The 22,677-nt window shown below is 42.8% G+C and carries 16 protein-coding genes, 12 tRNA genes and 3 rRNA genes; all 31 read right to left on the bottom strand.

Translation table 11 applies throughout. The features are described 5' to 3' along the window. Positions 1-112: 112 nt before the first annotated feature. Positions 113-889, bottom strand: coding sequence for an enoyl-CoA hydratase-related protein (locus tag NST93_RS10040; protein WP_405103681.1), 777 nt, complete (start codon positions 887-889; stop codon positions 113-115). A 64-nt stretch (positions 890-953) separates the two neighbouring features. Next, positions 954-2,150: an acetyl-CoA C-acyltransferase gene (locus tag NST93_RS10045; protein ID WP_405103683.1), complete on the bottom strand. Its 1,197-nt coding sequence runs from the start codon at positions 2,148-2,150 to the stop codon at positions 954-956. A 34-nt stretch (positions 2,151-2,184) separates the two neighbouring features. Beyond that, positions 2,185-3,045, bottom strand: coding sequence for a 3-hydroxyacyl-CoA dehydrogenase (locus NST93_RS10050; protein ID WP_405103685.1), 861 nt, complete (start codon positions 3,043-3,045; stop codon positions 2,185-2,187). Between the two features lie 47 nt (positions 3,046-3,092). After that, positions 3,093-3,521, bottom strand: a complete 429-nt coding sequence (locus NST93_RS10055) for a PaaI family thioesterase (RefSeq protein WP_405103687.1) — start codon at positions 3,519-3,521, stop codon at positions 3,093-3,095. Between the two features lie 294 nt (positions 3,522-3,815). Further along, a complete protein-coding gene (locus tag NST93_RS10060; RefSeq protein ID WP_405103689.1) occupies positions 3,816-5,336 on the bottom strand; it encodes an aldehyde dehydrogenase family protein in 1,521 nt (506 codons plus the stop codon). Between the two features lie 81 nt (positions 5,337-5,417). Next, positions 5,418-6,191, bottom strand: a complete 774-nt coding sequence (locus NST93_RS10065; protein ID WP_405103691.1) for an enoyl-CoA hydratase-related protein — start codon at positions 6,189-6,191, stop codon at positions 5,418-5,420. 13 nt (positions 6,192-6,204) lie between these two features. Continuing rightward, the gene (locus NST93_RS10070) at positions 6,205-6,975 is read right to left on the bottom strand and encodes an enoyl-CoA hydratase/isomerase family protein (RefSeq protein ID WP_405103693.1); all 771 of its coding nucleotides are present in this window, start codon (positions 6,973-6,975) and stop codon (positions 6,205-6,207) included. Next, positions 6,959-7,276: an EthD family reductase gene (locus tag NST93_RS10075; protein WP_405103695.1), complete on the bottom strand. Its 318-nt coding sequence runs from the start codon at positions 7,274-7,276 to the stop codon at positions 6,959-6,961. Before NST93_RS10075 ends, NST93_RS10070 begins: the two co-directional genes overlap by 17 nt. A gap of 24 nt (positions 7,277-7,300) precedes the next feature. Beyond that, the gene (gene paaD / locus NST93_RS10080; protein ID WP_405103697.1) at positions 7,301-7,795 is read right to left on the bottom strand and encodes a 1,2-phenylacetyl-CoA epoxidase subunit PaaD; all 495 of its coding nucleotides are present in this window, start codon (positions 7,793-7,795) and stop codon (positions 7,301-7,303) included. A gap of 33 nt (positions 7,796-7,828) precedes the next feature. Next, entirely contained in the window at positions 7,829-8,656 is an 828-nt protein-coding gene (gene paaC, locus NST93_RS10085) for a 1,2-phenylacetyl-CoA epoxidase subunit PaaC (RefSeq protein WP_405103824.1), read from the bottom strand. Beyond that, positions 8,619-9,014, bottom strand: a complete 396-nt coding sequence (paaB, locus tag NST93_RS10090; RefSeq protein ID WP_405103699.1) for a 1,2-phenylacetyl-CoA epoxidase subunit PaaB — start codon at positions 9,012-9,014, stop codon at positions 8,619-8,621. The genes paaC and paaB overlap by 38 nt, the downstream gene beginning before the upstream one ends. 11 nt (positions 9,015-9,025) lie before the next feature. Continuing rightward, the gene (gene paaA / locus NST93_RS10095; RefSeq protein ID WP_405103701.1) at positions 9,026-10,003 is read right to left on the bottom strand and encodes a 1,2-phenylacetyl-CoA epoxidase subunit PaaA; all 978 of its coding nucleotides are present in this window, start codon (positions 10,001-10,003) and stop codon (positions 9,026-9,028) included. Positions 10,004-10,429: 426 nt separating this feature from the next. Continuing rightward, positions 10,430-10,504: transfer RNA gene (locus NST93_RS10100), tRNA-Asn, on the bottom strand. 43 nt (positions 10,505-10,547) lie between these two features. After that, positions 10,548-10,621: transfer RNA gene (locus tag NST93_RS10105), tRNA-Ile, on the bottom strand. Positions 10,622-10,631: 10 nt separating this feature from the next. Further along, positions 10,632-10,705, bottom strand: a tRNA-Gly gene (locus NST93_RS10110). Between the two features lie 27 nt (positions 10,706-10,732). Continuing rightward, positions 10,733-10,808 (bottom strand) — tRNA-Phe (locus NST93_RS10115). A 207-nt stretch (positions 10,809-11,015) separates the two neighbouring features. After that, positions 11,016-11,108, bottom strand: a tRNA-Ser gene (locus tag NST93_RS10120). Positions 11,109-11,130: 22 nt separating this feature from the next. Beyond that, a tRNA-Ile gene (locus NST93_RS10125) sits at positions 11,131-11,204 on the bottom strand. Positions 11,205-11,259: 55 nt separating this feature from the next. Then, positions 11,260-11,336, bottom strand: a tRNA-Arg gene (locus tag NST93_RS10130). A 43-nt stretch (positions 11,337-11,379) separates the two neighbouring features. Continuing rightward, a tRNA-Lys gene (locus NST93_RS10135) sits at positions 11,380-11,452 on the bottom strand. Positions 11,453-11,536: 84 nt separating this feature from the next. Next, positions 11,537-11,613 (bottom strand) — tRNA-Asp (locus NST93_RS10140). Between the two features lies 1 nt (position 11,614). Then, positions 11,615-11,691, bottom strand: a tRNA-Met gene (locus NST93_RS10145). A 174-nt stretch (positions 11,692-11,865) separates the two neighbouring features. Then, positions 11,866-11,941 (bottom strand) — tRNA-Val (locus tag NST93_RS10150). Between the two features lie 69 nt (positions 11,942-12,010). After that, positions 12,011-12,085 (bottom strand) — tRNA-Glu (locus tag NST93_RS10155). A 116-nt stretch (positions 12,086-12,201) separates the two neighbouring features. Continuing rightward, a 5S ribosomal RNA gene (gene rrf, locus NST93_RS10160) occupies positions 12,202-12,317 on the bottom strand. Positions 12,318-12,386: 69 nt separating this feature from the next. After that, positions 12,387-15,307, bottom strand: a 23S ribosomal RNA gene (locus NST93_RS10165). 469 nt (positions 15,308-15,776) lie between these two features. Beyond that, positions 15,777-17,342: ribosomal RNA gene (locus NST93_RS10170) — 16S ribosomal RNA — on the bottom strand. The 16S, 23S and 5S rRNA genes sit together here with 12 tRNA genes alongside, the layout of an rRNA operon. 950 nt (positions 17,343-18,292) lie before the next feature. Then, positions 18,293-19,795: a 5-carboxymethyl-2-hydroxymuconate semialdehyde dehydrogenase gene (gene hpaE, locus NST93_RS10175; protein WP_405103826.1), complete on the bottom strand. Its 1,503-nt coding sequence runs from the start codon at positions 19,793-19,795 to the stop codon at positions 18,293-18,295. Between the two features lie 28 nt (positions 19,796-19,823). Then, positions 19,824-20,753 (bottom strand): 2,4-dihydroxyhept-2-ene-1,7-dioic acid aldolase, encoded by a 930-nt coding sequence (gene hpaI / locus NST93_RS10180; protein WP_405103703.1) that lies wholly within the window; start codon positions 20,751-20,753, stop codon positions 19,824-19,826. Positions 20,754-20,870: 117 nt separating this feature from the next. Continuing rightward, entirely contained in the window at positions 20,871-22,172 is a 1,302-nt protein-coding gene (locus tag NST93_RS10185; protein ID WP_405103705.1) for a TRAP transporter large permease, read from the bottom strand. Next, on the bottom strand, positions 22,169-22,672 hold the full coding sequence (locus NST93_RS10190; RefSeq protein ID WP_405103707.1) for a TRAP transporter small permease: 504 nt from the start codon (positions 22,670-22,672) through the stop codon (positions 22,169-22,171). The genes NST93_RS10185 and NST93_RS10190 overlap by 4 nt, the downstream gene beginning before the upstream one ends. Between the last annotated feature and the right edge of the window lie 5 nt (positions 22,673-22,677).

Consider the following 22,677-nt stretch of genomic DNA (forward strand, 5'->3'; position numbering starts at 1 on the left):
ACTTCAATCTGTGGGAGTTTTACTACCGCCTAACCTGCGATAAAGCAATAACGTAATTATAACGGACGCCTTTTTATAAATATACGATAGCATTAATTGTCGAATATTGCAATTATTCTCCCGTAAAGACAGGGGCTCGCTTTTCACTGAACGCTTGCAATGCCTCCAATCTATCTTTCGTCGGTATCGTTAATTCATAAGCTTTAGCTTCAATTTGCATACCAGTTTCCAAATCTGTATTCATTCCATTATTAATAGCGAATTTAGCCTGCTGGATTGCAATCGGAGCATTCGCGATAATTTCACCAAGCAGCAGTTCGCAATCTGCTATTATCTGCCCTTCTTCAGAAACCTTGTTTAAAATACCATATGCTTCAGCCTGTACTGCAGTTACTTTTCTTGCTGTTAAAATCAGCTCCTTTGCTTTCGCTTCTCCAATCAGCCTTGGCAGCCGCTGTGTCCCGCCTGCACCTGGAATAATCGCCCAGTTTAATTCAGTTAACCCCATCAGTGCGGTGGCTTCGGCAATGCGAAAATCACATGCCAGCATCAGTTCAAATCCGCCACCAAAAGCATAGCCATTTACAGCTGCTATCGTCGGCTGATTCAGCTGATAAATCGCATTAAATACATCACGTATTTTTTTAACATTTCTTCTTACTTCCTGTTCCCCGAGTGTTTTCCGTTCTATTAGATCTGCACCGGCACTAAATGCCTTAGCACCTGCTCCAGTAAAAATTACTCCCCTTATTTCCTTGTTAAGATGAATACTTTCAATAATTTCACCAAGCTCAGCTAATGTTTGATAGTCGAGTGCATTTAAAGCTTTTGGTCTATTGAGCGTCACATAAGCGATATGATCTCTTTCTTCGTAAAGAATGTTTTCCATCTATTTACCACCCTTTGCATCGTAATGAAATATGCGCAGCCTTCAAATATTCGTGGAGAGAATGCTAAATATTTTCTACAATCGTTGCTACTCCTTGACCTACACCTACGCACATTGTTGCTAATCCATATTTAATATTTCTTTTTTTCATTTCATGTACTAGCGTTGTCAAGATGCGAGCGCCACTTGCACCAAGTGGATGGCCAAAAGCAATTGCTCCACCGTTAACATTTACTATCTCCGGGTTAATTTCAAGTTGTTTCATGCATTCTAATGACTGTGAAGCAAATGCTTCATTCAATTCTACTAAACCAATATCATTTATCGTAAGTGAACTGCGGGATAACGCTTTACGTGTTGCTTCGATTGGTCCAAGTCCCATTACAGCAGGCTCTAAACCAGCCGTTCCAGATGTAATGTATCTTGCAAGCGGCTTTAATCCAAGCTGCTCCGCCTTCTCACGACTCATCAACAATAATGCTGCAGCACCATCATTCACACCTGATGCATTACCAGCTGTGATTGTTCCTTCCGGGAATATCGATTTAAGTTTGCCAAGCTTTGCAAGGGATGTATCTGGCCTTGGATGTTCATCTTCATTCACGACAAATTGGTTTCCTTTAGAATCATGAAAAATTACAGAGATGATTTCTTCCTTAAAACGCCCTGCTTCTGTCGCTTGTTTTGCTTTCATTTGACTGCTGTAAGCAAATTGATCCTGTTCTTCTCTCGTTATTTGAAATCGCTCTGCAACATTTTCTGCAGTTTTCGGCATGGAATCTGTTCCATACATTGCCTCCAGCTTTTTGTTAATAAATCGCCAGCCAATCGTTGTATCATAGATTTCCTGCGTTCTTTGAAAGGGCTTTTCTGATTTCCCCATCACAAAGGGAGCTCTAGTCATACTTTCTGTACCACCAGCAATAAATACATCACCTTCTCCCGCCTTGATGGCGCGGGCAGCATAGTTAACTGCATCAAGTCCTGATGCACATAGTCTGTTAACCGTTATACCTCCTGTTTCCACAGGGAGACCTGCAAGAAGGCTAGCCATCCTTGCAATATTTCGATTATCTTCGCCAGCCTGATTCGCATTGCCTAAAACAACCTCTTCTACTTCACCTGGATTGAGGGCCTGATTGCGTTCTAGTAATGCCTTGATAACGATGGATCCCAAATCATCTGGTCGCACATCTTTTAATGCTCCGCCAAACCGGCCTATTGGAGTACGAACTGCATCAATGATTACTGCCTCTCTCATCCTATTCCTCCTCTATATCTCCATCATTATTCTATTAAACTTTTGGATCACTGGAATAATCATAGACACCCCTGCCTGATTTCCTGCCCAGCCTGCCAGCCTTTACATACTTTTCTAGCAATGGGGCAGGTCTGTACTTTTCACCTAGTTTCTCGTGCAAATACTTTAAATTATTTAATCTCGCATCCAATCCGACTAGATCGGCCAGTTCAAATGGCCCCATTGGATAGTTTAATCCGAGTTTAATAGCTTTATCTATTTCTTCAGGTGTTCCCACACCCTCCTGCAGCATAAAAAATGCTTCATTGCCAACCAGCGCACTAATCCGGCTCGTTACGAACCCAGGAAATTCATTGACAACAACGATTTCCTTTCCAATCTGTGCTCCGACTTGCTGTACTTTTTCTACTGTTTCATCACTTGTTTCTAACCCTCGTATAACCTCTATCAGCCTCATTTTATGTACTGGATTAAAAAAGTGCATTGCAATTACTTTATCTGGACGGGATGTAAAAGAACCGATTTCAGTAGGACTCATTGTTGATGTATTTGTCGCCAAGACTGTATGTTCACTTGCATGACGCTCTGCTGCTTCAAAAACACTTCTTTTCATTTCAAGTTTTTCAGTTACTGCTTCAATAATCATGTCAGCTGACTGCATCGCTTGCTCCAGATCCATTGAAAACTGTATTGCTGCTATTGCTTTTTGCATCCTATCTATCGTTAATTTATTGTACATTACACTTTTCTCAAATAATTTATTAATTTCATCGGCAGCTTGTTCTAATTGGTCAGAATGAATATCGACCAGTTGAACCTGATACCCGCCTGCAGCACAAACATAGGCAATTCCGCGTCCCATGACTCCCGCACCAATAACTGTTATATTTTCCATTTGTCTATGCACTCCTCTCAACCTACTCTTCATGAAAAAATTTATCTCTATCTATCATTCTCTATAATCATGATAGAAGAGACGGCTTTTCCCACTGCTTTGTCATGTTGTGTTAATTCTGCTTCAAGATAGGCAACTTTTTTACCTAGTCGTTCGACTTTAGCAACAACTTCAACTGTCCCTATAGAAACCGGCCGATGAAATGTAGTTTGCAAATCAATGGATGCGAAAGTTTGGTTTTCTTTTAGTTGTGAAGTAATTGCATATGCCATCATAATATCTGCTGCCGATGCAAGAAACCCGCCCATGGAAACACCATTTCCATTTAAATATTTTTCATCTACATTCCATATCCCTTTAGCTATGCCGTTCTCAGCATAGAGCGGCTTCGTTTGCATAGTTCGGTCACAATTCGGTGGTGCTGCCCCATTATTTACGATGTTCATAAAGTCGGATGGTTTAAATGCTTTAACCACTATTTTCCCTCCCTGTAAAGTGAAACTTCAATCAGTGGGAGTTTTTCCCCCACTGATTGGTAGTTGAACCAATCGGGTGTTTAGGGGCAGTTGATTCCCAAACTAAAATGTTCATTTCTTCTCCATTTTTAAGATGGGGATTTTACTGCCACTTAACCTGCGATAAAGTGAAACTTCAATCAGTGAGAATTTTTTCCCCCCACTGATTGGCAGTTGAACCAATCGGGCGATTAGAGGCAGTAATTTGCGATAAATTGAAAATGCGGGCACAACTTATCCGTGTGCCCGCCCTCCTTAAACACCGAATGGATTAAGCGGACGACTTCCAAAATATGACAGAACACTTTTTTGCTCTGTATACAAATCAAGTGTTTCTATACTTAGTTCACGTCCGAAACCGGATTGTTTATAACCGCCAAATGGTGTCCCCGGGAATGCTGAAAATGGACAATTAATCATCACAATGCCAGCTTGAATCTGGTTTGCGACACGTGTAGCTCTCGCGTGATCTTTTGTCCATACTGCAGATCCTAAACCATAAACCGAGTCATTTGCTTCTTTAATTACTTCTTTTTCATCATTAAACTTCTGAACAACAACCACCGGGCCAAATATTTCCTCTTTCACTACTTTCATATCAGGATTTACATCTGTAATTACGGTAGGTTCATACCAATAGCCGCCCTCGAACCCTTCTATATCAGCAGCTTTTCCACCTGTTAAAATCGTAGCCCCATCCTGAATAGCGGATTGTACATAGGAATCAATCACATCTACCTGACTTTGAGAAATGATGGAACCAAGATGTGTTCCCTGATCGAATGGATCACCAGTTTTTAACTTCTTCGTTTTCTCAACAAACTTTTCTAAAAATGCATCATATATTGCTTCATGCACATACATGCGGCTGCGCGCTTCACAACTTTGTCCGGTATTAAAGAAAATACCGAATAAGGACCCATCGACTGCTGCTTCGATATCGGCATCATCGAATACAATATTAGGAGATTTTCCTCCGAGCTCAAGTGTTACCCTTTTTAACGTTTTGGATGCCTTGCTCATAATATCTTTTCCTACTGGTGTCGATCCCGTAAAAGCAACTTTATCAACCAACTCATGCTCTACCAAATGGTCACCAATAAGCTTGCCTGATCCCGTAATAACGTTAACCACACCTGCTGGTACACCAGCTTCATGGCAGATTTCTGCTAGAATAATTGCTGTAATCGGCGTCAAACTCGCAGGTTTAATGACGACAGAGCAACCTGCTGCAATTGCGGGTGCAATTTTCCATGCTGCCATCATCATCGGATAGTTCCAAGGAATAATTTGTGCACACACACCAACAGGTTCGTTTTGCGTGTAGTTCATAAATTGTCCTGGTACATTATTAACATGTCCGCGATGACTCACAATGGCTCCAGCGTAAAACTCAAAGTCTTCAATAGACTGCATTACCTGTACATGTGCAGCTCCTATTGACTTACCGCTATTTAATACTTCCAGCTCAATTAATTCATTAAAGCGTTCCCGCATGAGTGCAGCTATTTTATTCAATACACGTGAACGTTTTCCAACAGGTGTGCGTTTCCACTTTCCATTATCAAAAGCATGGCGTGCTGCAGCAACTGCCTGATCTGCATCATAATTATCAGCATCAGCTACTTGAGCAAGCACCTCACCAGTTGCAGGATTATATACTGGCACTGTTTTACCTGAATTGCTGTTAACACGTTCTCCATTAATAATCATCTGATATGTGTCACGTTTCATGTCGAGTACTTCCATTTTTTGATTTTTTGTCGGTGTTGCCATTTTATCTACACTCCTTCATTTACTTTTATAAAGTGAAACTTCAATCAGTGGACATTTTACTGCCATTTAACCACCGATAAATTAACGCCCGCTGAATACAGCTTTCTGTTTATTCAAAAAGGCATTGACTCCCTCTTTATGATCTTCTGTATTTCCTGCCGCTTGTTGTGCATAGGCTTCTTTTTCCAGCAGCTGTTCCAGGCTTAGTTCCCAGCTTTCCTGCATATAGCGTTTGATAAGACCAATCGCTTTTGTCGGCATATTGGCTAATCGATGCGCGAATTCTGTTACTTGCTCGGTAAAATCAGCTTCTGGAATTACTTTTGTAGCAAGTCCCAGCTCTTTCGCTTCCTGTGCGGAAATCTTCTCACCTAAGATGGCTAGTTCAAGTGCCTTTGCATGACCGACGAGTCTTGGAAGGTAATAAAGATTACCACAGTCCGGAACAAGTCCAATATGAATGAAGGCTTCTATAAAACTCGCTTTCTCAGAAACGATGCGAAAATCACATGCAAGTGCTAGACTCATCCCAGCCCCTGCTGCTGCTCCATTTACTGCAGCTACGACAGGCTTTTCCAAATTTGCCAGTTCCTTCAGCATTGGATGATACCGTTTTTTTAATATATTGGCATAGTCCGTATTTTCCTCAAGTCCTGCAAGATCCTCACCAGCAGAAAATCCCCGCCCGCTCCCAGTAATGACAAGACAGCGAACCGCCTCATCCTGTTTTGCTTGCTTCAGTGCTTTCGTAACCTCTTTATTCATTTGCTCTGTAAAGGCATTTAATTTTTCTGGACGATGAAGTATAATCCAAGCAGTATGATTTTTGACTACATATTGAATTGTTTCAAACATGAATGCATCCCCCTTATCTGCCTTCAAATTTCGGAAGCCGCTTCTCCAGAAAAGCCTGCATTCCTTCTTTTTGATCTAGGGAAGAAAATAGCAAGTAAAAGTTCTTCCTTTCAAACTGCATGCCTTCATAAATCGATGTATCCACTGCCTTATTTACTGCTTCCTTAATAAGACGCAGGGACAGAGGGGCTTGCTTTGTCAGCTTTTCGGCAAAGCCAAGCGTTTCATCAAGCAGTACCTCTTCCGGAATAATCCGGTTAATCACACCATACTGCAATGCTTCTTTTGCACCCATTGTGTCTCCAGTCCATAACCATTCAAGTGCTTTCGCCTTCCCCATTGATTTGGTTAACCGCTGCGTGCCCCCAGCACCCGGCATCACACCTAGCTTTATTTCAGGAAATCCAAGCTGCACTTGTTCAGATGCAAAAATCAGATCACAGCTGAGTGCCAACTCAAAACCACCGCCAAGTGCAAAGCCATGAACGGCTGCAAGAACCGGCTTTTTAATTAGACTGATTCTGTCCCAAACAGCAAATTGATTCAATAATTCGAGACTAATTGCATCATCATTAACCATCTCACTGATATCGGCTCCTGCAGCAAATGCTTTCCCGCTGCCGGTAATCACAATCACCCGAACAGAATCATCTTGATCAAAATGCTCTAAAGCTGACACGATTTCTTCAGCCATTTCCCGGTTTAATGCATTTAAGACCTCTGGCCGGTTCAATGTAAGTATGCCTATATTTTTATCACATGCTGTCTTAATGTACTTTTTCATTCACTTCTTCACCAATCATCATTGTTACTAAATCACCAGCAAACTTCATTACATCTTTCCCAGATGCTCTTGCTTCATCTGTTTTCATTGCTTCCTTAAAAGCTTCCTGGCTTTCATAATACATTTCGCATAGCAAGTAATATTCACTCTCTTTTCCCATTGGTGTTCCAACAATCTTTGTTACCTCCATTTTTTTCAGTCCTGGAATTTTCTTCGTAATTGGGCTGTGCACATTATAATAATGTTCATCAAACTTTTCTTTATCCTCAGGCTGTTTATAAAGCGCTATCATTTTTATCATGAACAATCTCCCTTTCTTAAATAATTATAAAGTTGATATAGGTTTCATCGCTTCAAAAGGATTCTTGCAAGTATTGCAATATAAAATACTTCTGCATGCTGTCGGACCAAAGATATTTTCCATCGTAGTATAGGCCGAATCACAATAAGGGCAATTCACTTCCCAAGGACCAATCATGCTTAGCTTTCGGGGTGGGGGCGCAATACCGAAATCCTTTAACCGTTCACGGCCTTGCTCTGTAATTCGCTCCGACGTCCAATACGGATGTTTTAAAAACTCAACATTAACATGCTTCAAATGCAGCGAAACTTCCAATGCCTGCTGTACGTTCCTGCGGATGATTTCCAGTGCAGGACATCCCAAAAACGTAGGTATCATCTGAACGGTGACATCATCTGCTGATTCACAAACAATATTCTCTACCATCCCAAGGTCAAGGATGCTGACAGAGTCAATCTCGGGATCTTTTACTGTTGCCAGCACCTCCATAATTTCCGCTTGCAAGTCTGTCTTTATCATGCAGACCACCTCTCTCCTCCTTCAATGCTGTCACTACCAGGAAGCTGATGGATCTAACTTATATACTTCGGAAAGCCTTTGCAGTGCCTCCGTTAAATCCCCAGTAAATTCGCCGCTGCGGCCATCTCCCCTTATCATAGTTGGACTCGCATTATTCGGAATCTCCACAGCATGTTTTTCAAATACTTTACTAATCTCCTTCATCCATTTATCTTTCAGCATCTGTTCTCCTTCAATTAAACCTAAACGTTCCATTTCTTCTCCAAATTCCCCCAGTGTTAATACACCACCAAAGTCAGCCCACACCTTCTCAATCGCTGCAGTCATCCGGTGTTTTGCATCCATTGTTGCATCGACTAACTGTGAGAACCATGTTTGCCAATGCATTAAATGGTAATATTGTTCCAGCATCATTTTTTCTGCTACATGGGCAAGTGGTTTATAAGAGGAGTTTTTCAGTGACTGCAGCCTGATTGCTTTTGCAAGATCATAAAAGTAATTTCGCACAACGGCGAACGCCCAGTCATAGCGCGGCTCCTCCAAATAGCTTCCCTGTCCATTCACTTCTTCTAAAATAATTGCATTACGACGGTCTTTTGCTTCACGCAAATGAGCAAGATTATCAGCCTTTCCTTCTCCAAGCTCTTCAAGCATTTCATAATAAATCGCAGCGTGCCCCATCGTATCCTGATTAATAGAAGAAAATGCTACGTCTTCCTCTATATGCGGAGCAATACCAAGCCATTCCGATCCGCGGAATGCGGTAATAAAGTCATCATCTGCAAGTTGATACAACAGCTCAACTAGTATTTTCTTATATTTTTCATCCTTTGCCGCTTCCTCTGCTGTCTGATATTCCACCACGTTTAATCCCTCCTGACCATGACATAATTTCTTTTTCGTCCAATATCTCCTGTTCATACTTTCGCCACTTTTTCTTCAAATAGCCATATCCTTTTGTCTCTCGATACTGCTTATTATCCATTCTATTTAGTGCCACTTTTTCTTCTTCGGAAATTTTTGTTATGTTTTCTCGTTGAACCACCCATAAGTCTACTGTGGCTTCACGACGCAGGAAGTTTTCCTTTGCTATCATGAGTGCGATTTCATGATTCGGGGCGAGCAGACTGAATTGATGCTGCATCGGTGCAGTGCTGTTTTTTCTGCTGAATACTTCAAATTCCTGATAAAAAGCTTCGATATTCTTTTTCTTGTCCATTATTCTCCCCCTCACACCGTACTTGCTTGTGATACTTGCTTTTCTCCAAGCGCTTCTCGAACCCATGCATTATTTTCATGTGCAATTTTTCGTAAACGTAATCTATCTTTTGATTTAGGACCATTATTTGTAACAATTTGTTTAAAATAATTCCAATCAGGCTGCTGGTAAACCCACTTCTGCCTCTGTTCATCAAAGTGAAGCGTATCATCTGGAATCGTGAAGCCCAACGAAAGAACACGTGGTATATATTTTGTTAAAAAACCCTGGCGCAATTCTTCATTTGATTTAGTCCGTAATTTATATGCGATATTTTTATTTTGATTCGTATTGCCGGTTCTTTCTGCAGTATCAGGACCAAAAAACATTAACAAAGATTCCCACCAGCGATTTATTGCTGCTTGAAGCATGTCTCTTTGTTCTTTCGACCCCTCTGCAAGTTCCATAATGATTGCTTCACCATGCTGCGCGTGGAACACTTCCTCTGCACAAATTCGCTTAAGTGCTCGACCATACGGTGCATAAGAAGTGTTCAGCATCATTGTTTGTGACATAATAGCAGCTCCATCGACAAGCCAGGCAATGACACCAGCGTCTGCCCAAGTTGGTGCTTCCATATGAAAGACATTATGAAATTTCAACCGTCCCGTTAATAAGTCTTCTATGATATCTTCGCGTTTTTTCCCTGTTGGTCTTAATAAGTCCTCTGTGACTCGCAGCAACAGCTGACCATGCCCCATCTCATCCTGTACTTTGGACATAATAGCCAATTTCCTTTGCAATGTAGGTGCTTTTGGAACCCATTCCTTTTCCGGAAGCGCTCCCATAATTTCACTAATGCCATGCATCGATATTAATCGAATTAGCTGCTCCCGATAATCATCCGGCATCCAGTCATCAGCCTCTATTTTTTCCCCTGCGTTTATTTTCTTCATAAAATTATCATACTTCTCATCTTCAGTTAAATCTTCGAATGATAACACACTCATCTTCTCGCCTCCCTAGATAAGTTATCATATAACGGTATTTAAACGTCATTATATTATAGTGTTATATAAATTGCAAGACTTTTCTAAATAAAGTTTCAGTATGCAAATATCTCTTGCATGGAGGCACAAACCAGCAGAAACTACTATAAAACGATCACCAATTAACTTTTAGGATGGAATGCATTCTTAACGCTGCTTGCAGGATTCTATCTTTTCTCTATGAAAATTTTTATTCTAGGAGTAATTTTGAGTAAGGTATTAGATATAGGCGTTTAAAATGAAGGTATTTATTTTAAAAATCGCCAAATAAAAAAAGCCCCATAGGGACTTATACTTTATTATGTATAGGGCGGGGTTAAGAATTAAATCCTGAGATATATAGGTCAAATAGAGCCCGATACCTTACCGCTCGGCTATTTTAAAGAATGGCTCCACAGGTAGGATTCGAACCTACGACCGATCGGTTAACAGCCGATTGCTCTACCACTGAGCTACTGTGGAATAATAAATGATGCACGCTTATGATAGTATCATAGTAATATAATGGGCCTGAGTGGACTCGAACCACCGACCTCACGCTTATCAGGCGTGCGCTCTAACCAGCTGAGCTACAGGCCCATTTTAATAATGGAGCGGGTGAAGGGAATCGAACCCTCATCATCAGCTTGGAAGGCTGAGGTTTTACCACTAAACTACACCCGCATATTATTTTAAACGTTCTATATAAGATGGTGGCTCGGGACGGAATCGAACCGCCGACACACGGATTTTCAGTCCGTTGCTCTACCGACTGAGCTACCGAGCCATATTATAAATTAAGGATTTTAAAAACTTCTCGCTTCAATATTTTGTTTCGAAGCGTATTCAAGGATATTTGTTGCTCGTCGTGTTGCAAGTTTATCCACTGAAGCTGCACTTCTCGCATAGCTTGCGAAGAAGTTTTTCAATGAAGCAGACGCTATGCTCTACCGACTGAGCTACCGAGCCATGATATAAAGTAAATTATTATGTATGGAGGAGGTAGAGGGATTCGAACCCCCGCGCGGTTTGACCCGCCTGTCGGTTTTCAAGACCGATCCCTTCAGCCAGACTTGGGTATACCTCCATATTATGATGGACCCTATAAGTGGACCCTGCAGGACTCGAACCTGCGACCGATCGGTTATGAGCCGATAGCTCTAACCAACTGAGCTAAGGGTCCCTTATATAGAAAATGGGGCGTTCGGTTATTATCGAACGGCTAGTTTCTGTATGTATGGCGCGCCCGAGAGGAGTCGAACCCCTAACCTCTTGATCCGTAGTCAAGCGCTCTATCCAATTGAGCTACGGGCGCATATAATGCCGCTTATTTATCGGTTTCGCCACACTATTAATGATGAGCCATGAAGGATTCGAACCTTCGACCCTCTGATTAAAAGTCAGATGCTCTACCGACTGAGCTAATGGCTCGTATTGTAATTTAATGATGCCAATCGGAGGATTTGAACCCTCAATTGCCGATCCGCAATAACACACAATTAACTAAAATAAAAGTGGCGGTCCGGACGGGACTCGAACCCGCGACCTCCTGCGTGACAGGCAGGCATTCTAACCAACTGAACTACCGGACCTTGGTTGCGGGGACAGGATTTGAACCTGCGACCTCTGGGTTATGAGCCCAACGAGCTACCAGACTGCTCCACCCCGCGATAATAAGAAATATGCAGTTTTGATTCATGCATAATAATAAAGACTGTTCGTCGTGTCTTGAGAATATTCGGAGAAGCTTACACTCCTCACAAAGCCTATTCAAGATGCTTCTCAAGGAAGTACTCGGCTTTGCTCCACCCCGCGATAATAATAAATCTTGCATATTAAATTAATGGTGGAGGATGTAGGGCTCGAACCTGCGACCCCCTGCTTGTAAGGCAGGTGCTCTCCCAGCTGAGCTAATCCTCCAACAATTAGGTTATACTAGTGCACATAATGCAACAGTTTGTTGCGTGCTTAACATATATTCATTAAAGTTGGTGACCCGTACGGGATTCGAACCCGTGTTACCGCCGTGAAAGGGCGGTGTCTTAACCGCTTGACCAACGGGCCAATAAGATTTTTGCAAATAAATAACTTCACAGATAGACTTCAAATCTACGACCAATCGACTAACAGTCGTTGCTCTACCATTAAGGTACTGTGAAGCGATTAGAAATAAAGTATTCGCCTGGCGGCGTCCTACTCTCGCAGAGACAAAGTCTCAACTACCATCGGCGCTGGAAAGCTTAACTGCTGTGTTCGGTATGGGAACAGGTGTGACCTTTCCGCCGTCACTACCAGACATAATAATGATATAAATGACTTATACCAAGAAAACTAAATAAGAGTAAACAACATACATCAAAAGAATTTAGTTAAGTCCTCGATCGATTAGTATTCGTCAGCTTCACATGTCACCATGCTTCTACCCCGAACCTATCAACCTCATCGTCTCTGAGGGATCTTACTCACTCGAAGTGATGGGAAGTCTCATCTTGAGGGGGGCTTCATGCTTAGATGCTTTCAGCACTTATCCTTTCCACACGTAGCTACCCAGCTATGCTCCTGGCGGAACAACTGGTACACCAGCGGTGTGTCCATCCCGGTCCTCTCGTACTAAGGACAGCTCCTCTCAAACTTCCAACGCCCACGACGGATAGGGACCGAACTGTCTCACGACGTTCTGAACCCAGCTCGCGTACCGCTTTAATGGGCGAACAGCCCAACCCTTGGGACCGACTACAGCCCCAGGATGCGATGAGCCGACATCGAGGTGCCAAACCTCCCCGTCGATGTGAACTCTTGGGGGAGATAAGCCTGTTATCCCCGGGGTAGCTTTTATCCGTTGAGCGATGGCCCTTCCATGCGGAACCACCGGATCACTAAGCCCGACTTTCGTCCCTGCTCGACTTGTAAGTCTCGCAGTCAAGCTCCCTTCTGCCTTTACACTCTACGAATGATTTCCAACCATTCTGAGGGAACCTTTGGGCGCCTCCGTTACCTTTTAGGAGGCGACCGCCCCAGTCAAACTGCCCGCCTGACACTGTCTCCGAACCGGATCACGGTCCTGGGTTAGAATGTTCATACAGCTAGGGTGGTATCCCACGGGTGCCTCCACGAAAGCTAGCGCTCTCGCTTCTAAGGCTCCCACCTATCCTGTACAAGCTGCACAAACAGTCAATATCAGGCTACAGTAAAGCTCCACGGGGTCTTTCCGTCCTGTCGCGGGTAATGTGCATCTTCACACATCGTATAATTTCACCGGGTCTCTCGTTGAGACAGTGCCCAAGTCGTTGCACCTTTCGTGCGGGTCGGAACTTACCCGACAAGGAATTTCGCTACCTTAGGACCGTTATAGTTACGGCCGCCGTTTACTGGGGCTTCGGTTCTAAGCTTCGGGTAAAACCCTAACTCTTTCCCTTAACCTTCCAGCACCGGGCAGGTGTCAGCCCCTATACTTCGCCTTTCGGCTTCGCAGAGACCTGTGTTTTTGCTAAACAGTCGCTTGGGCCTATTCACTGCGGCTCCTCCTTAAAGGAGCACCCCTTCTCCCGAAGTTACGGGGTCATTTTGCCGAGTTCCTTAACGAGAGTTCTCCCGCTCACCTTAGGATTCTCTCCTCGCCTACCTGTGTCGGTTTGCGGTACGGGCACCTATGATCTAACTAGAGGCTTTTCTTGGCAGTGTGAAATCAGGAACTTCGGTACTAAATTTCCCTCCCCATCACAGCTTGAAATTGCCAGACGGATTTGCCTATCTGACTTTCTCACTGCTTGGGCGCACACTTCCATCCGTGCGCATTCCTTATCCTTCTGCGTCCCCCCATTGCTCAAACAATCATGAGGTGGTACAGGAATATCAACCTGTTATCCATCGCCTACGCCTTTCGGCCTCGGCTTAGGTCCCGACTAACCCTGAGTGGACGAGCCTTCCTCAGGAAACCTTAGGCATTCGGTGAAAGAGATTCTCACTCTTTTTTCGCTACTCATACCGGCATTCTCACTTCTAAGCGCTCCACCAGTCCTCACGGTCTGACTTCACAGCACTTAGAACGCTCTCCTACCATTGTTCGCAAGAACAATCCGCAGCTTCGGTGATACGTTTAGCCCCGGTACATTTTCGGCGCAGAGTCACTCGACCAGTGAGCTATTACGCACTCTTTAAATGGTGGCTGCTTCTAAGCCAACATCCTGGTTGTCTGGGCAACTCCACATCCTTTTCCACTTAACGTATACTTTGGGACCTTAGCTGGCGGTCTGGGCTGTTTCCCTCTCGACTATGAACCTTATCACCCATAGTCTGACTCCCAAAAATAAGTATCTGGCATTCGGAGTTTGACTGAATTCGGTAACCCGGTGAGGGCCCCTAGTTCAATCAGTGCTCTACCTCCAGTACTCTTTTTTTGAGGCTAGCCCTAAAGCTATTTCGGAGAGAACCAGCTATCTCCGTGTTCGATTGGCATTTCACCCCTACCCACACCTCATCCCCGCATTTTTCAACATACGTGGGTTCGGGCCTCCAGTCAGTGTTACCTGACCTTCACCCTGGACATGGGTAGATCACACGGTTTCGGGTCTACGACCACATACTATAAACGCCCTATTCAGACTCGCTTTCGCTGCGGCTCCGTGTCTTCCACTTAACCTTGCATGTAATCGTAACTCGCCGGTCCATTCTACAAAAGGTACGCCGTCACCCATTAACGGGCTTCGACTACTTGTAGGCACACGGTTTCAGGTTCTATTTCACTCCCCTCCCGGGGTGCTTTTCACCTTTCCCTCACGGTACTGGTTCACTATCGGTCACTAGGTAGTATTTAGCCTTGGGAGATGGTCCTCCCGGATTCCGACGGAATTTCTCGTGTTCCGCCGTACTCAGGATACACTCCGGAGGAAACTCTTTTTCGATTACAGGGCTGTTACCTTCTGCGGCTGACCTTTCCAGGTCGATTCGTCTAAAGAATTTCTTTGTAACTCCGTATGGAGTGTCCTACAACCCCAGTAAGCAAGCTTACTGGTTTGGGCTCTTTCCGTTTCGCTCGCCGCTACTTGGGAAATCGAATTTTCTTTCTCTTCCTCTAGGTACTGAGATGTTTCAGTTCCCTAGGTCTGCCTCGTATACCCTATGAATTCAGATATACGTACTGTCCCATTACGAACAGTGGGTTTCCCCATTCGGAAATCCTCGGATATAGCGTTTACTTACAACTCCCCGAGGCATATCGGTGTTAGTCCCGTCCTTCTTCGGCTCCTAGTACCAAGGCATCCACCGTGCGCCCTTATTCACTTAACTAAGTTACAGTAAATAAAGCTTTAATTTTGCCTTTTAGGTTTATCAAATAAACCTGGTCTTACATTTATTAATCTAGCTTCGGCTCCTGAAAACTACCGTCATAAGCAATTGACATTCCAAACGCTAAAGTTCAAGCGTTTTCCAGTCCCTTGCTTATGCGTCCGTTTTCGAACAGTCGCCTCAGCCTTTTAATTTGATGTCGTTGTTACTCTTATTTAGTTTTCAAGGTACAAATCGAGAGATTTGCTCTCTCAAAACTGAACCAAACAACACAGTATGTTTCATCTAACAAAGTTAGATGTTCCGTTATAGTCTAGCTCCGGCGACCAGAAACTATCAAACTTCACACTTTTCCAATCGATAAGTCAACATCAGCTCCTTACAGTCGCTGTGTTTCCTTTATCTCATTACAAAGTGCTCCAGTTTGTACGTTTCTTAACGGTCGCCTGCGCTTTCTATTATTCCTTAGAAAGGAGGTGATCCAGCCGCACCTTCCGATACGGCTACCTTGTTACGACTTCACCCCAATCATTGGTCCCACCTTCGGCGGCTGGCTCCATAAAGGTTACCTCACCGACTTCGGGTGTTACCGACTCTCGTGGTGTGACGGGCGGTGTGTACAAGACCCGGGAACGTATTCACCGTGGCATGCTGATCCACGATTACTAGCGATTCCGGCTTCATGCAGGCGAGTTGCAGCCTGCAATCCGAACTGAGAATGGTTTTATGGGATTTGCTTGACCTCGCGGTTTTGCTCCCCTTTGTTCCATCCATTGTAGCACGTGTGTAGCCCAGGTCATAAGGGGCATGATGATTTGACGTCATCCCCACCTTCCTCCGGTTTGTCACCGGCAGTCACCTTAGAGTGCCCAACTAAATGCTGGCAACTAAGATCAAGGGTTGCGCTCGTTGCGGGACTTAACCCAACATCTCACGACACGAGCTGACGACAACCATGCACCACCTGTCACCACTGTCCCCGAAGGGAAAGCTATGTCTCCATAGCGGCCAGTGGGATGTCAAGACCTGGTAAGGTTCTTCGCGTTGCTTCGAATTAAACCACATGCTCCACCGCTTGTGCGGGTCCCCGTCAATTCTTTTGAGTTTCAGCCTTGCGGCCGTACTCCCCAGGCGGAGTGCTTAATGCGTTAACTTCAGCACTAAGGGGCGGAAACCCCCTAACACCTAGCACTCATCGTTTACGGCGTGGACTACCAGGGTATCTAATCCTGTTTGCTCCCCACGCTTTCGCTCCTCAGCGTCAGTTACAGACCAGAGAGTCGCCTTCGCCACTGGTGTTCCTCCACATCTCTACGCATTTCACCGCTACACGTGGAATTCCACTCTCCTCTTCTGTACTCAAGTCCTCCAGTTTCCAATGACCGCTTACGGTTGAGCCGTAAGATTTCACATCAGACTTAAAAGACCGCCTGCGAGCGCTTTACGCCCAATAATTCCGGACAACGCTTGCCACCTACGTATTACCGCGGCTGCTGGCACGTAGTTAGCCGTGGCTTTCTGGTTAGGTACCGTCAAGGTACGAGCAGTTACTCTCGTACTTGTTCTTCCCTAACAACAGAGTTTTACGATCCGAAAACCTTCATCACTCACGCGGCGTTGCTCCGTCAGACTTTCGTCCATTGCGGAAGATTCCCTACTGCTGCCTCCCGTAGGAGTCTGGGCCGTGTCTCAGTCCCAGTGTGGCCGATCACCCTCTCAGGTCGGCTACGCATCGTCGCCTTGGTAGGCCATTACCCCACCAACTAGCTAATGCGCCGCGGGCCCATCTGTAAGTGACAGCAAAACCGTCTTTCATTCTTTTACCAGGAGGTAAAAGACATTATCCGGTATTAGCTCACGTTTCCGCAAGTTATCCCGATCTTACAGGCAGGTTGCCCACGTGTTACTCACCCGTCCGCCGCTCGATCCACAATTCGTCACTCCGAAGAGTTCTGAAAAGTTTCACGCGCTCGACTTGCATGTATTAGGCACGCCGCCAGCGTTCGTCCTGAGCCAAGATCAAACTCTCCATTAAAGTGTTTGAATAGAAAAACATAAGTTACTTCTATAAAATATCTTAGCTGTTTATACTCGTAAGATTTCATCTTCCGAGTTGTTATAATAGAAAACGGGGTTTTCCATTATAACTTTCGCTTCATCGCATAAATGCGATTCCGCTTGACATACTGGTTGTTTTGTTCAGTTTTCAAAGAGCAAATTGTTCACCGTTTCACAACAGCGAGCTTACATAATGTAACACGATTTCTTATTGATTGTCAATAAGTTTTTTCGCTTGCCGTTAAATATTTTTGAATTGTCGGCAGATTTACATTGTATAACTTCCAAGTTAGAAAGTCAATATGTTTTTTCACTTGCCGTTAAATGCTTTGTTCTTAACGACAGGATTACATTGTATAATTTCTAAATCAGAAAGTCAATATGTTTTTTGTTACTTGTCGTTAAATGTTTTACTCTTAACGACAGGATTACATTGTATAACTTCCAAAACAGAAAGTCAATATGTTTTTTTGTTGCTTGTCGTTAAATGTTTTGCTCTTAACGACAGGATTACATTGTATAATTTCTAAAACAGAAAGTCAATATGTTTTTTGTTACTTGTCGTTAAATATTTCGCTCTTAACGACAGGATTACATTGTATAATTTCTAAAACAGAAAGTCAATATGTCTTTTTTATTGCTGAAACAGGAGTTTCTTTATAGTTATTAAACAACAGTAAATGTATTCTTTCATTCGTTATATCACTTCAAAGTGATGCTGTACAATATAGTATGCGTACATTTTCATTAGGATATCGAACATAAGGTAAATCCGTTCTTTCTTATATTACTGACAGATACCTCTTAGTGAAAGAAGTAAAAATAAAAAATAAGGCTCAGAGATTCGATTACTCTTTGCCTTATTTTTTTACTGCACATTGAAATCATCTCTTTCTGCACCACATGCGTGCATATTTAATCCTTGCATTATGTTGATTGAACTCCAAACTGCTGGATTGGATGATCGTTAATTGCAACATGAATGATTTTCTTCTCTGTATAGAAATCGAATCCATAATGGCCGCCTTCACGGCCGATTCCAGAAGACTTTGATCCCCCAAACGGTGTACGCAAATCACGCACATTTTGCGCATTTACCCAGAGCATGCCTGCTTCGATTTGATGTGCTGCCCGATGTCCGCGTTTTAAATCGTTCGTCCATATATAACCAGCAAGACCGTAATCAATATCATTTGCTAGTTTTATCGCTTCCTTCTCATCTTTAAATGTCATTACAGTTAAAACTGGACCAAATATTTCATCTTGCGCGACACGCATCCTATTTTCCGCATTTAAAATCACTGTCGGTGCTACAAAGTTCCCTTTTTTAAACTGTTCAGGAATGGCACGAGTCAGCACTTCTGCACCTTCAGCCTTAGCAATTTCCAAATAGTTTCTCACTTTATCAAAATGTTCCTTATGGATTAACGGACCAACCTCTGTAGCCATGTCTAAGGGATTGCCAATTTTTATATTTGCAACACGCCCTTTCAGTGCCTCAATAAACCTGTCTTTCACTCCCTCTTGGACAAACAGCCGGGAATTGGCTGTACATCTTTCGCCATTAAAAGAGAATATCCCCCATATACAAGCATCTAGCGCACGATCAAGGTCTGCATCATCAAAAACGATAATTGGTGATTTCCCGCCAAGTTCCATTGAACATGCTTTTAATGTATCCGCACTATTTTTAATAATTGTCTTGCCTGTAACCGTCTCACCAGTAAAAGAAATCAGTTGTACATCAGGATGCCGTACGAGTGCATCTCCTGCCGTTTCACCAAAACCATGCACAACATTAAACACACCTTTGGGAAGTCCTGCTTTATCAATCACTTTTGCCAATACATCTGCCGACAGTGGCGATAACTCTGCAGGCTTTAGAACAACCGTATTTCCTGTCGCAAGCGCTGGAGCTACCTTCCAGGTTTCTAACATAAAGGGTGCATTCCACGGAGTAATCAAGCCTGCTACACCAGCCGGGGCATTTATTGTATAGTTGATGAAGTTTTCATCCACTTGATATGCTTCGCCAATTAAACGGCTTTCTACCATTCTTGCATAAAAGCGAAAATTCTCTGATGCACGACTCACCATGGCAAGTGTCTGTTTGATCGGTAAACCTGTATCCAGTGCCTCAAGATAAGCGATATGTTCAACTTCCTCATCAATTAAGTCAGCAATCCGATAAATATAAGACAATCTTTCGGTTAATTTCATTGTGCGCCATGGTCCGTTATCAAATGCTTCCCGGGCAGCAGCTACCGCTTTATTAATATCCGATTCCAGACCTTCCTCTATTGTATTTATTTTTTCATTTGTATATGGGTTAAAGTTGTCAAATGTCCGGCCTGCTTCACTGCCAACAAACTCGCCATTAATATAAAGTAAAATATCCTCTTGTGTCACATGGTCAAATCGATTAGTCACTTTTCCATCTGCCCGATTAATCGTTGATTTAGTGTGCAATATGCTCACCCTTTTCCGTAAGTATTTCCATTTCCACAAGTGTTTCATAAACCTCTTTTTGCAGTTCTTTGGATGGTGATCCAAGTGGCATACGAAGTTTCGGCGTGATTTTCCTCATCATCCCAAGAGCTGCTTTCGCTACGGTTGGGTTTGTATCTTTAAATAGCACATCATTTAAAGGCATTAATTCAAAGTGAAGATCCTGTGCTTTTGCCAGATTCCCCGATTCCCACGCATTATAAAGCTCTGCTACCTTTTTAGGCTCTACATTTGCTGTTGCACTGATAAATCCAGCTCCCCCGATTGCGAGCATTGGGTAGCAAAGCAATTCAATTCCCGAGTATAGCAAGAAATCTCTCCCACAATTTAGCAGAACGCGATTAACATGCTCGAAGTCTTTATTTGATTCTTTCACTCCAATAATATTGGGACAATCTTCTGCAAGACGCTTCATTGTACTTACTTCCATATTTACAGCTGAGCGTCCTGGAATGTTGTAAATAATAATTGGGATACGTACAGAATCCGCCACTGTTTTAAAATGCTGATATAAAGCTTCCTGGTTTGGTCTATTGTAGTAAGGCACAATAACCATTGCAGCATCTGCGCCAATTTCTTCTGCATACTTCGTTAATTCAATTGTCTCATCATGATTTGTGGATCCTGTTCCTGGGGTAAAGAAAACCCGGCCATTAATTGCCTCCTTCGCAAGAAACATTACACTTTTTCTTTCTGCGATGGTTAATGAGCTTGGCTCACCACTTGTTCCAGTTACAGAGATACCATGGCTTCCACTTTCGATTTGCCAATTCACCAGGTTTTTAAATGCCGTTTCATCAATCGATCCATCTTCTTTGAATGGTGTAATGACTGGACAAATGGATCCGCGTAATTTCTTTTTTATTTCTTCATAATTCATGCTTAGCTGCCCCTCTCTTCATTATATATATTTATCTATACTATCCTTTGCAGGTGGTGGAATAGTTGAAATAGACTGTTATTTGAACGAATACTTGTCAGCTTTGCGAACGCAGCCTTATTTCATCATATTTGGTAAGAATGTGACAATCCCTGGGAAAACAACAACTAATGCCAGACATAAAATCATCATCAGCAACATGGGGATAACACCTTTAAATATGCGCTGAATTGGAACATCTTTAACAACGCCACTAATAATGTATACACTTAAGCCCATTGGCGGAGTCAGCAATCCGATGTTCATTACAAAAATCATAACAACTCCAAACCATATACCATCAAAACCTAACATTGTAATCAATGGATAAACAACGGGCAATGTTAATACAAATATTGCAATTCCTTCTAAAAATAAGCCTAGAATGAAGTAAACAATAAGAATGAGCATCATAATTGCCATTGGGGACATATCCAAGTCTGATACAGTTTGGGTAATTACGGCTGGAATTCTGCTTAAGGCTAAAAATTTACTGAATATATCGGCTCCAATTAAAATAAAGAAAATCATTGCTGTTAGACGTGTTGTTTCATTTAATGTTGTTTTGAAATCAGTCCAGGTTAATCTTTTTGTTAATAATGCTAAGAGAAACGCTCCAAATGCTCCAATGCCCCCAGCCTCTGTTGGGGTGAAGTAACCAAAATATATCCCGCCAATACTTAGTGCAAACAAGAATACAAAAGGCCATACACTGTTTAAAGATTTCATTTTAACTTTAAGCGGCTTCTTAGCAGTAACTGGAGCCAATGACGGCTTTCGAAGAACCATCAAATATATTACTAGCATGAATAACAACATTTGTAATATTCCTGGAACAAGACCGGCAATTAATAATTTCCCAATTGGTTCCATTGTAAGAATTCCATATAAAACTAAGATAACACTCGGCGGGATAAGGATACCCAATGTTCCGCCAGCGGCAACACAAGATGTCGATAACGCATCATTGTAACGATATTTTTTCATCTCAGGCAATGCGATTCTTGCCATGGTTGCAGTCGTTGCATTAACAGAACCTGAAATCGCTGAGAATAAAGCACTTGTTCCAATTGTTGTAATTGCAAGCCCGCCTTTAACATGTCCTATCCAGGAGTCGACTGCTGTGTATAAATCCTTGCCAAACCCGCTGAAAGATAAAATCATCCCCATTAAAATAAACAAAGGAATTACACTTAAGGAATACGAGCTTGCAGTCGAAAACGGCGTTGTCCCCAATTGAACAAGGGCTGAATCCCATCCTCTGATGAATACTAATCCAAGCGTGCCAACTATGATTAGCGATATACTTACAGGTACACGAATCATGAATAATATAAGTAAGATAATGATCCCAAGGACCCCTATTATTTCCGGACTCATTTCCTGTTCACCACCACTCTAAAATATGTGATTGCTTTAAAGATTGCTGTTAAAGCAAATATAATCAGTGTAAATGTAATAATAAATAGAACAGGGTAAACGGGAAGGCCAATGTCCGTTGTTGCTGCACTTCTCTCCATCATGCGTAAGCCATTATCAAAAACATGCCACGCCATAAATACCAAGATAACTGCAATAATCATTTCAATAACGCCATTTAAAATGCTCTGTGTTTTCTCTGAAAAGCGCTCAACAATAAAGTCAATTGTTACGTGTTCTCCTTGCCTGTGTGTCATTGCTAGTGCAAAGAAAACAAGTAAAGCAGCACCAATTTCCGTCAATTCATATGTTCCAATTAACGGTTTATTTAATACATTCCTTCCTAGAACATCCAGCGTAATAATTGTCATAATAAATAGGAGAAACATATTTGCAAGGAACTGCTGTATATTCGCTATCTTATTTACTATTACTTCCGCCTTCTCTATCATTTTTGACATCGTGC

The organism is Oceanobacillus sp. FSL H7-0719 (assembly GCF_045040795.1).
Classification (GTDB): domain Bacteria; phylum Bacillota; class Bacilli; order Bacillales; family Amphibacillaceae; genus Oceanobacillus.

Bases quoted from the DNA above. Each gene is read 5' to 3' on its own strand.
- NST93_RS10040 (WP_405103681.1), bottom strand. From the start codon at position 889: ATGGAAAACATTCTTTACGAAGAAAGAGATCATATCGCTTATGTGACG.
- NST93_RS10045 (WP_405103683.1), bottom strand. From the start codon at position 2,150: ATGAGAGAGGCAGTAATCATTGATGCAGTTCGTACTCCAATAGGCCGG.
- NST93_RS10050 (WP_405103685.1), bottom strand. From the start codon at position 3,045: ATGGAAAATATAACAGTTATTGGTGCGGGAGTCATGGGACGCGGAATT.
- NST93_RS10060 (WP_405103689.1), bottom strand. From the start codon at position 5,336: ATGGCAACACCGACAAAAAATCAAAAAATGGAAGTACTCGACATGAAA.
- NST93_RS10065 (WP_405103691.1), bottom strand. From the start codon at position 6,191: ATGTTTGAAACAATTCAATATGTAGTCAAAAATCATACTGCTTGGATT.
- NST93_RS10070 (WP_405103693.1), bottom strand. From the start codon at position 6,975: ATGAAAAAGTACATTAAGACAGCATGTGATAAAAATATAGGCATACTT.
- NST93_RS10075 (WP_405103695.1), bottom strand. From the start codon at position 7,276: ATGATAAAAATGATAGCGCTTTATAAACAGCCTGAGGATAAAGAAAAG.
- paaD (WP_405103697.1), bottom strand. From the start codon at position 7,795: ATGATAAAGACAGACTTGCAAGCGGAAATTATGGAGGTGCTGGCAACA.
- paaB (WP_405103699.1), bottom strand. From the start codon at position 9,014: ATGGACAAGAAAAAGAATATCGAAGCTTTTTATCAGGAATTTGAAGTA.
- paaA (WP_405103701.1), bottom strand. From the start codon at position 10,003: ATGAGTGTGTTATCATTCGAAGATTTAACTGAAGATGAGAAGTATGAT.
- hpaI (WP_405103703.1), bottom strand. From the start codon at position 20,753: ATGAATTATGAAGAAATAAAAAAGAAATTACGCGGATCCATTTGTCCA.
- NST93_RS10185 (WP_405103705.1), bottom strand. From the start codon at position 22,172: ATGAGTCCGGAAATAATAGGGGTCCTTGGGATCATTATCTTACTTATA.
- NST93_RS10190 (WP_405103707.1), bottom strand. From the start codon at position 22,672: ATGTCAAAAATGATAGAGAAGGCGGAAGTAATAGTAAATAAGATAGCG.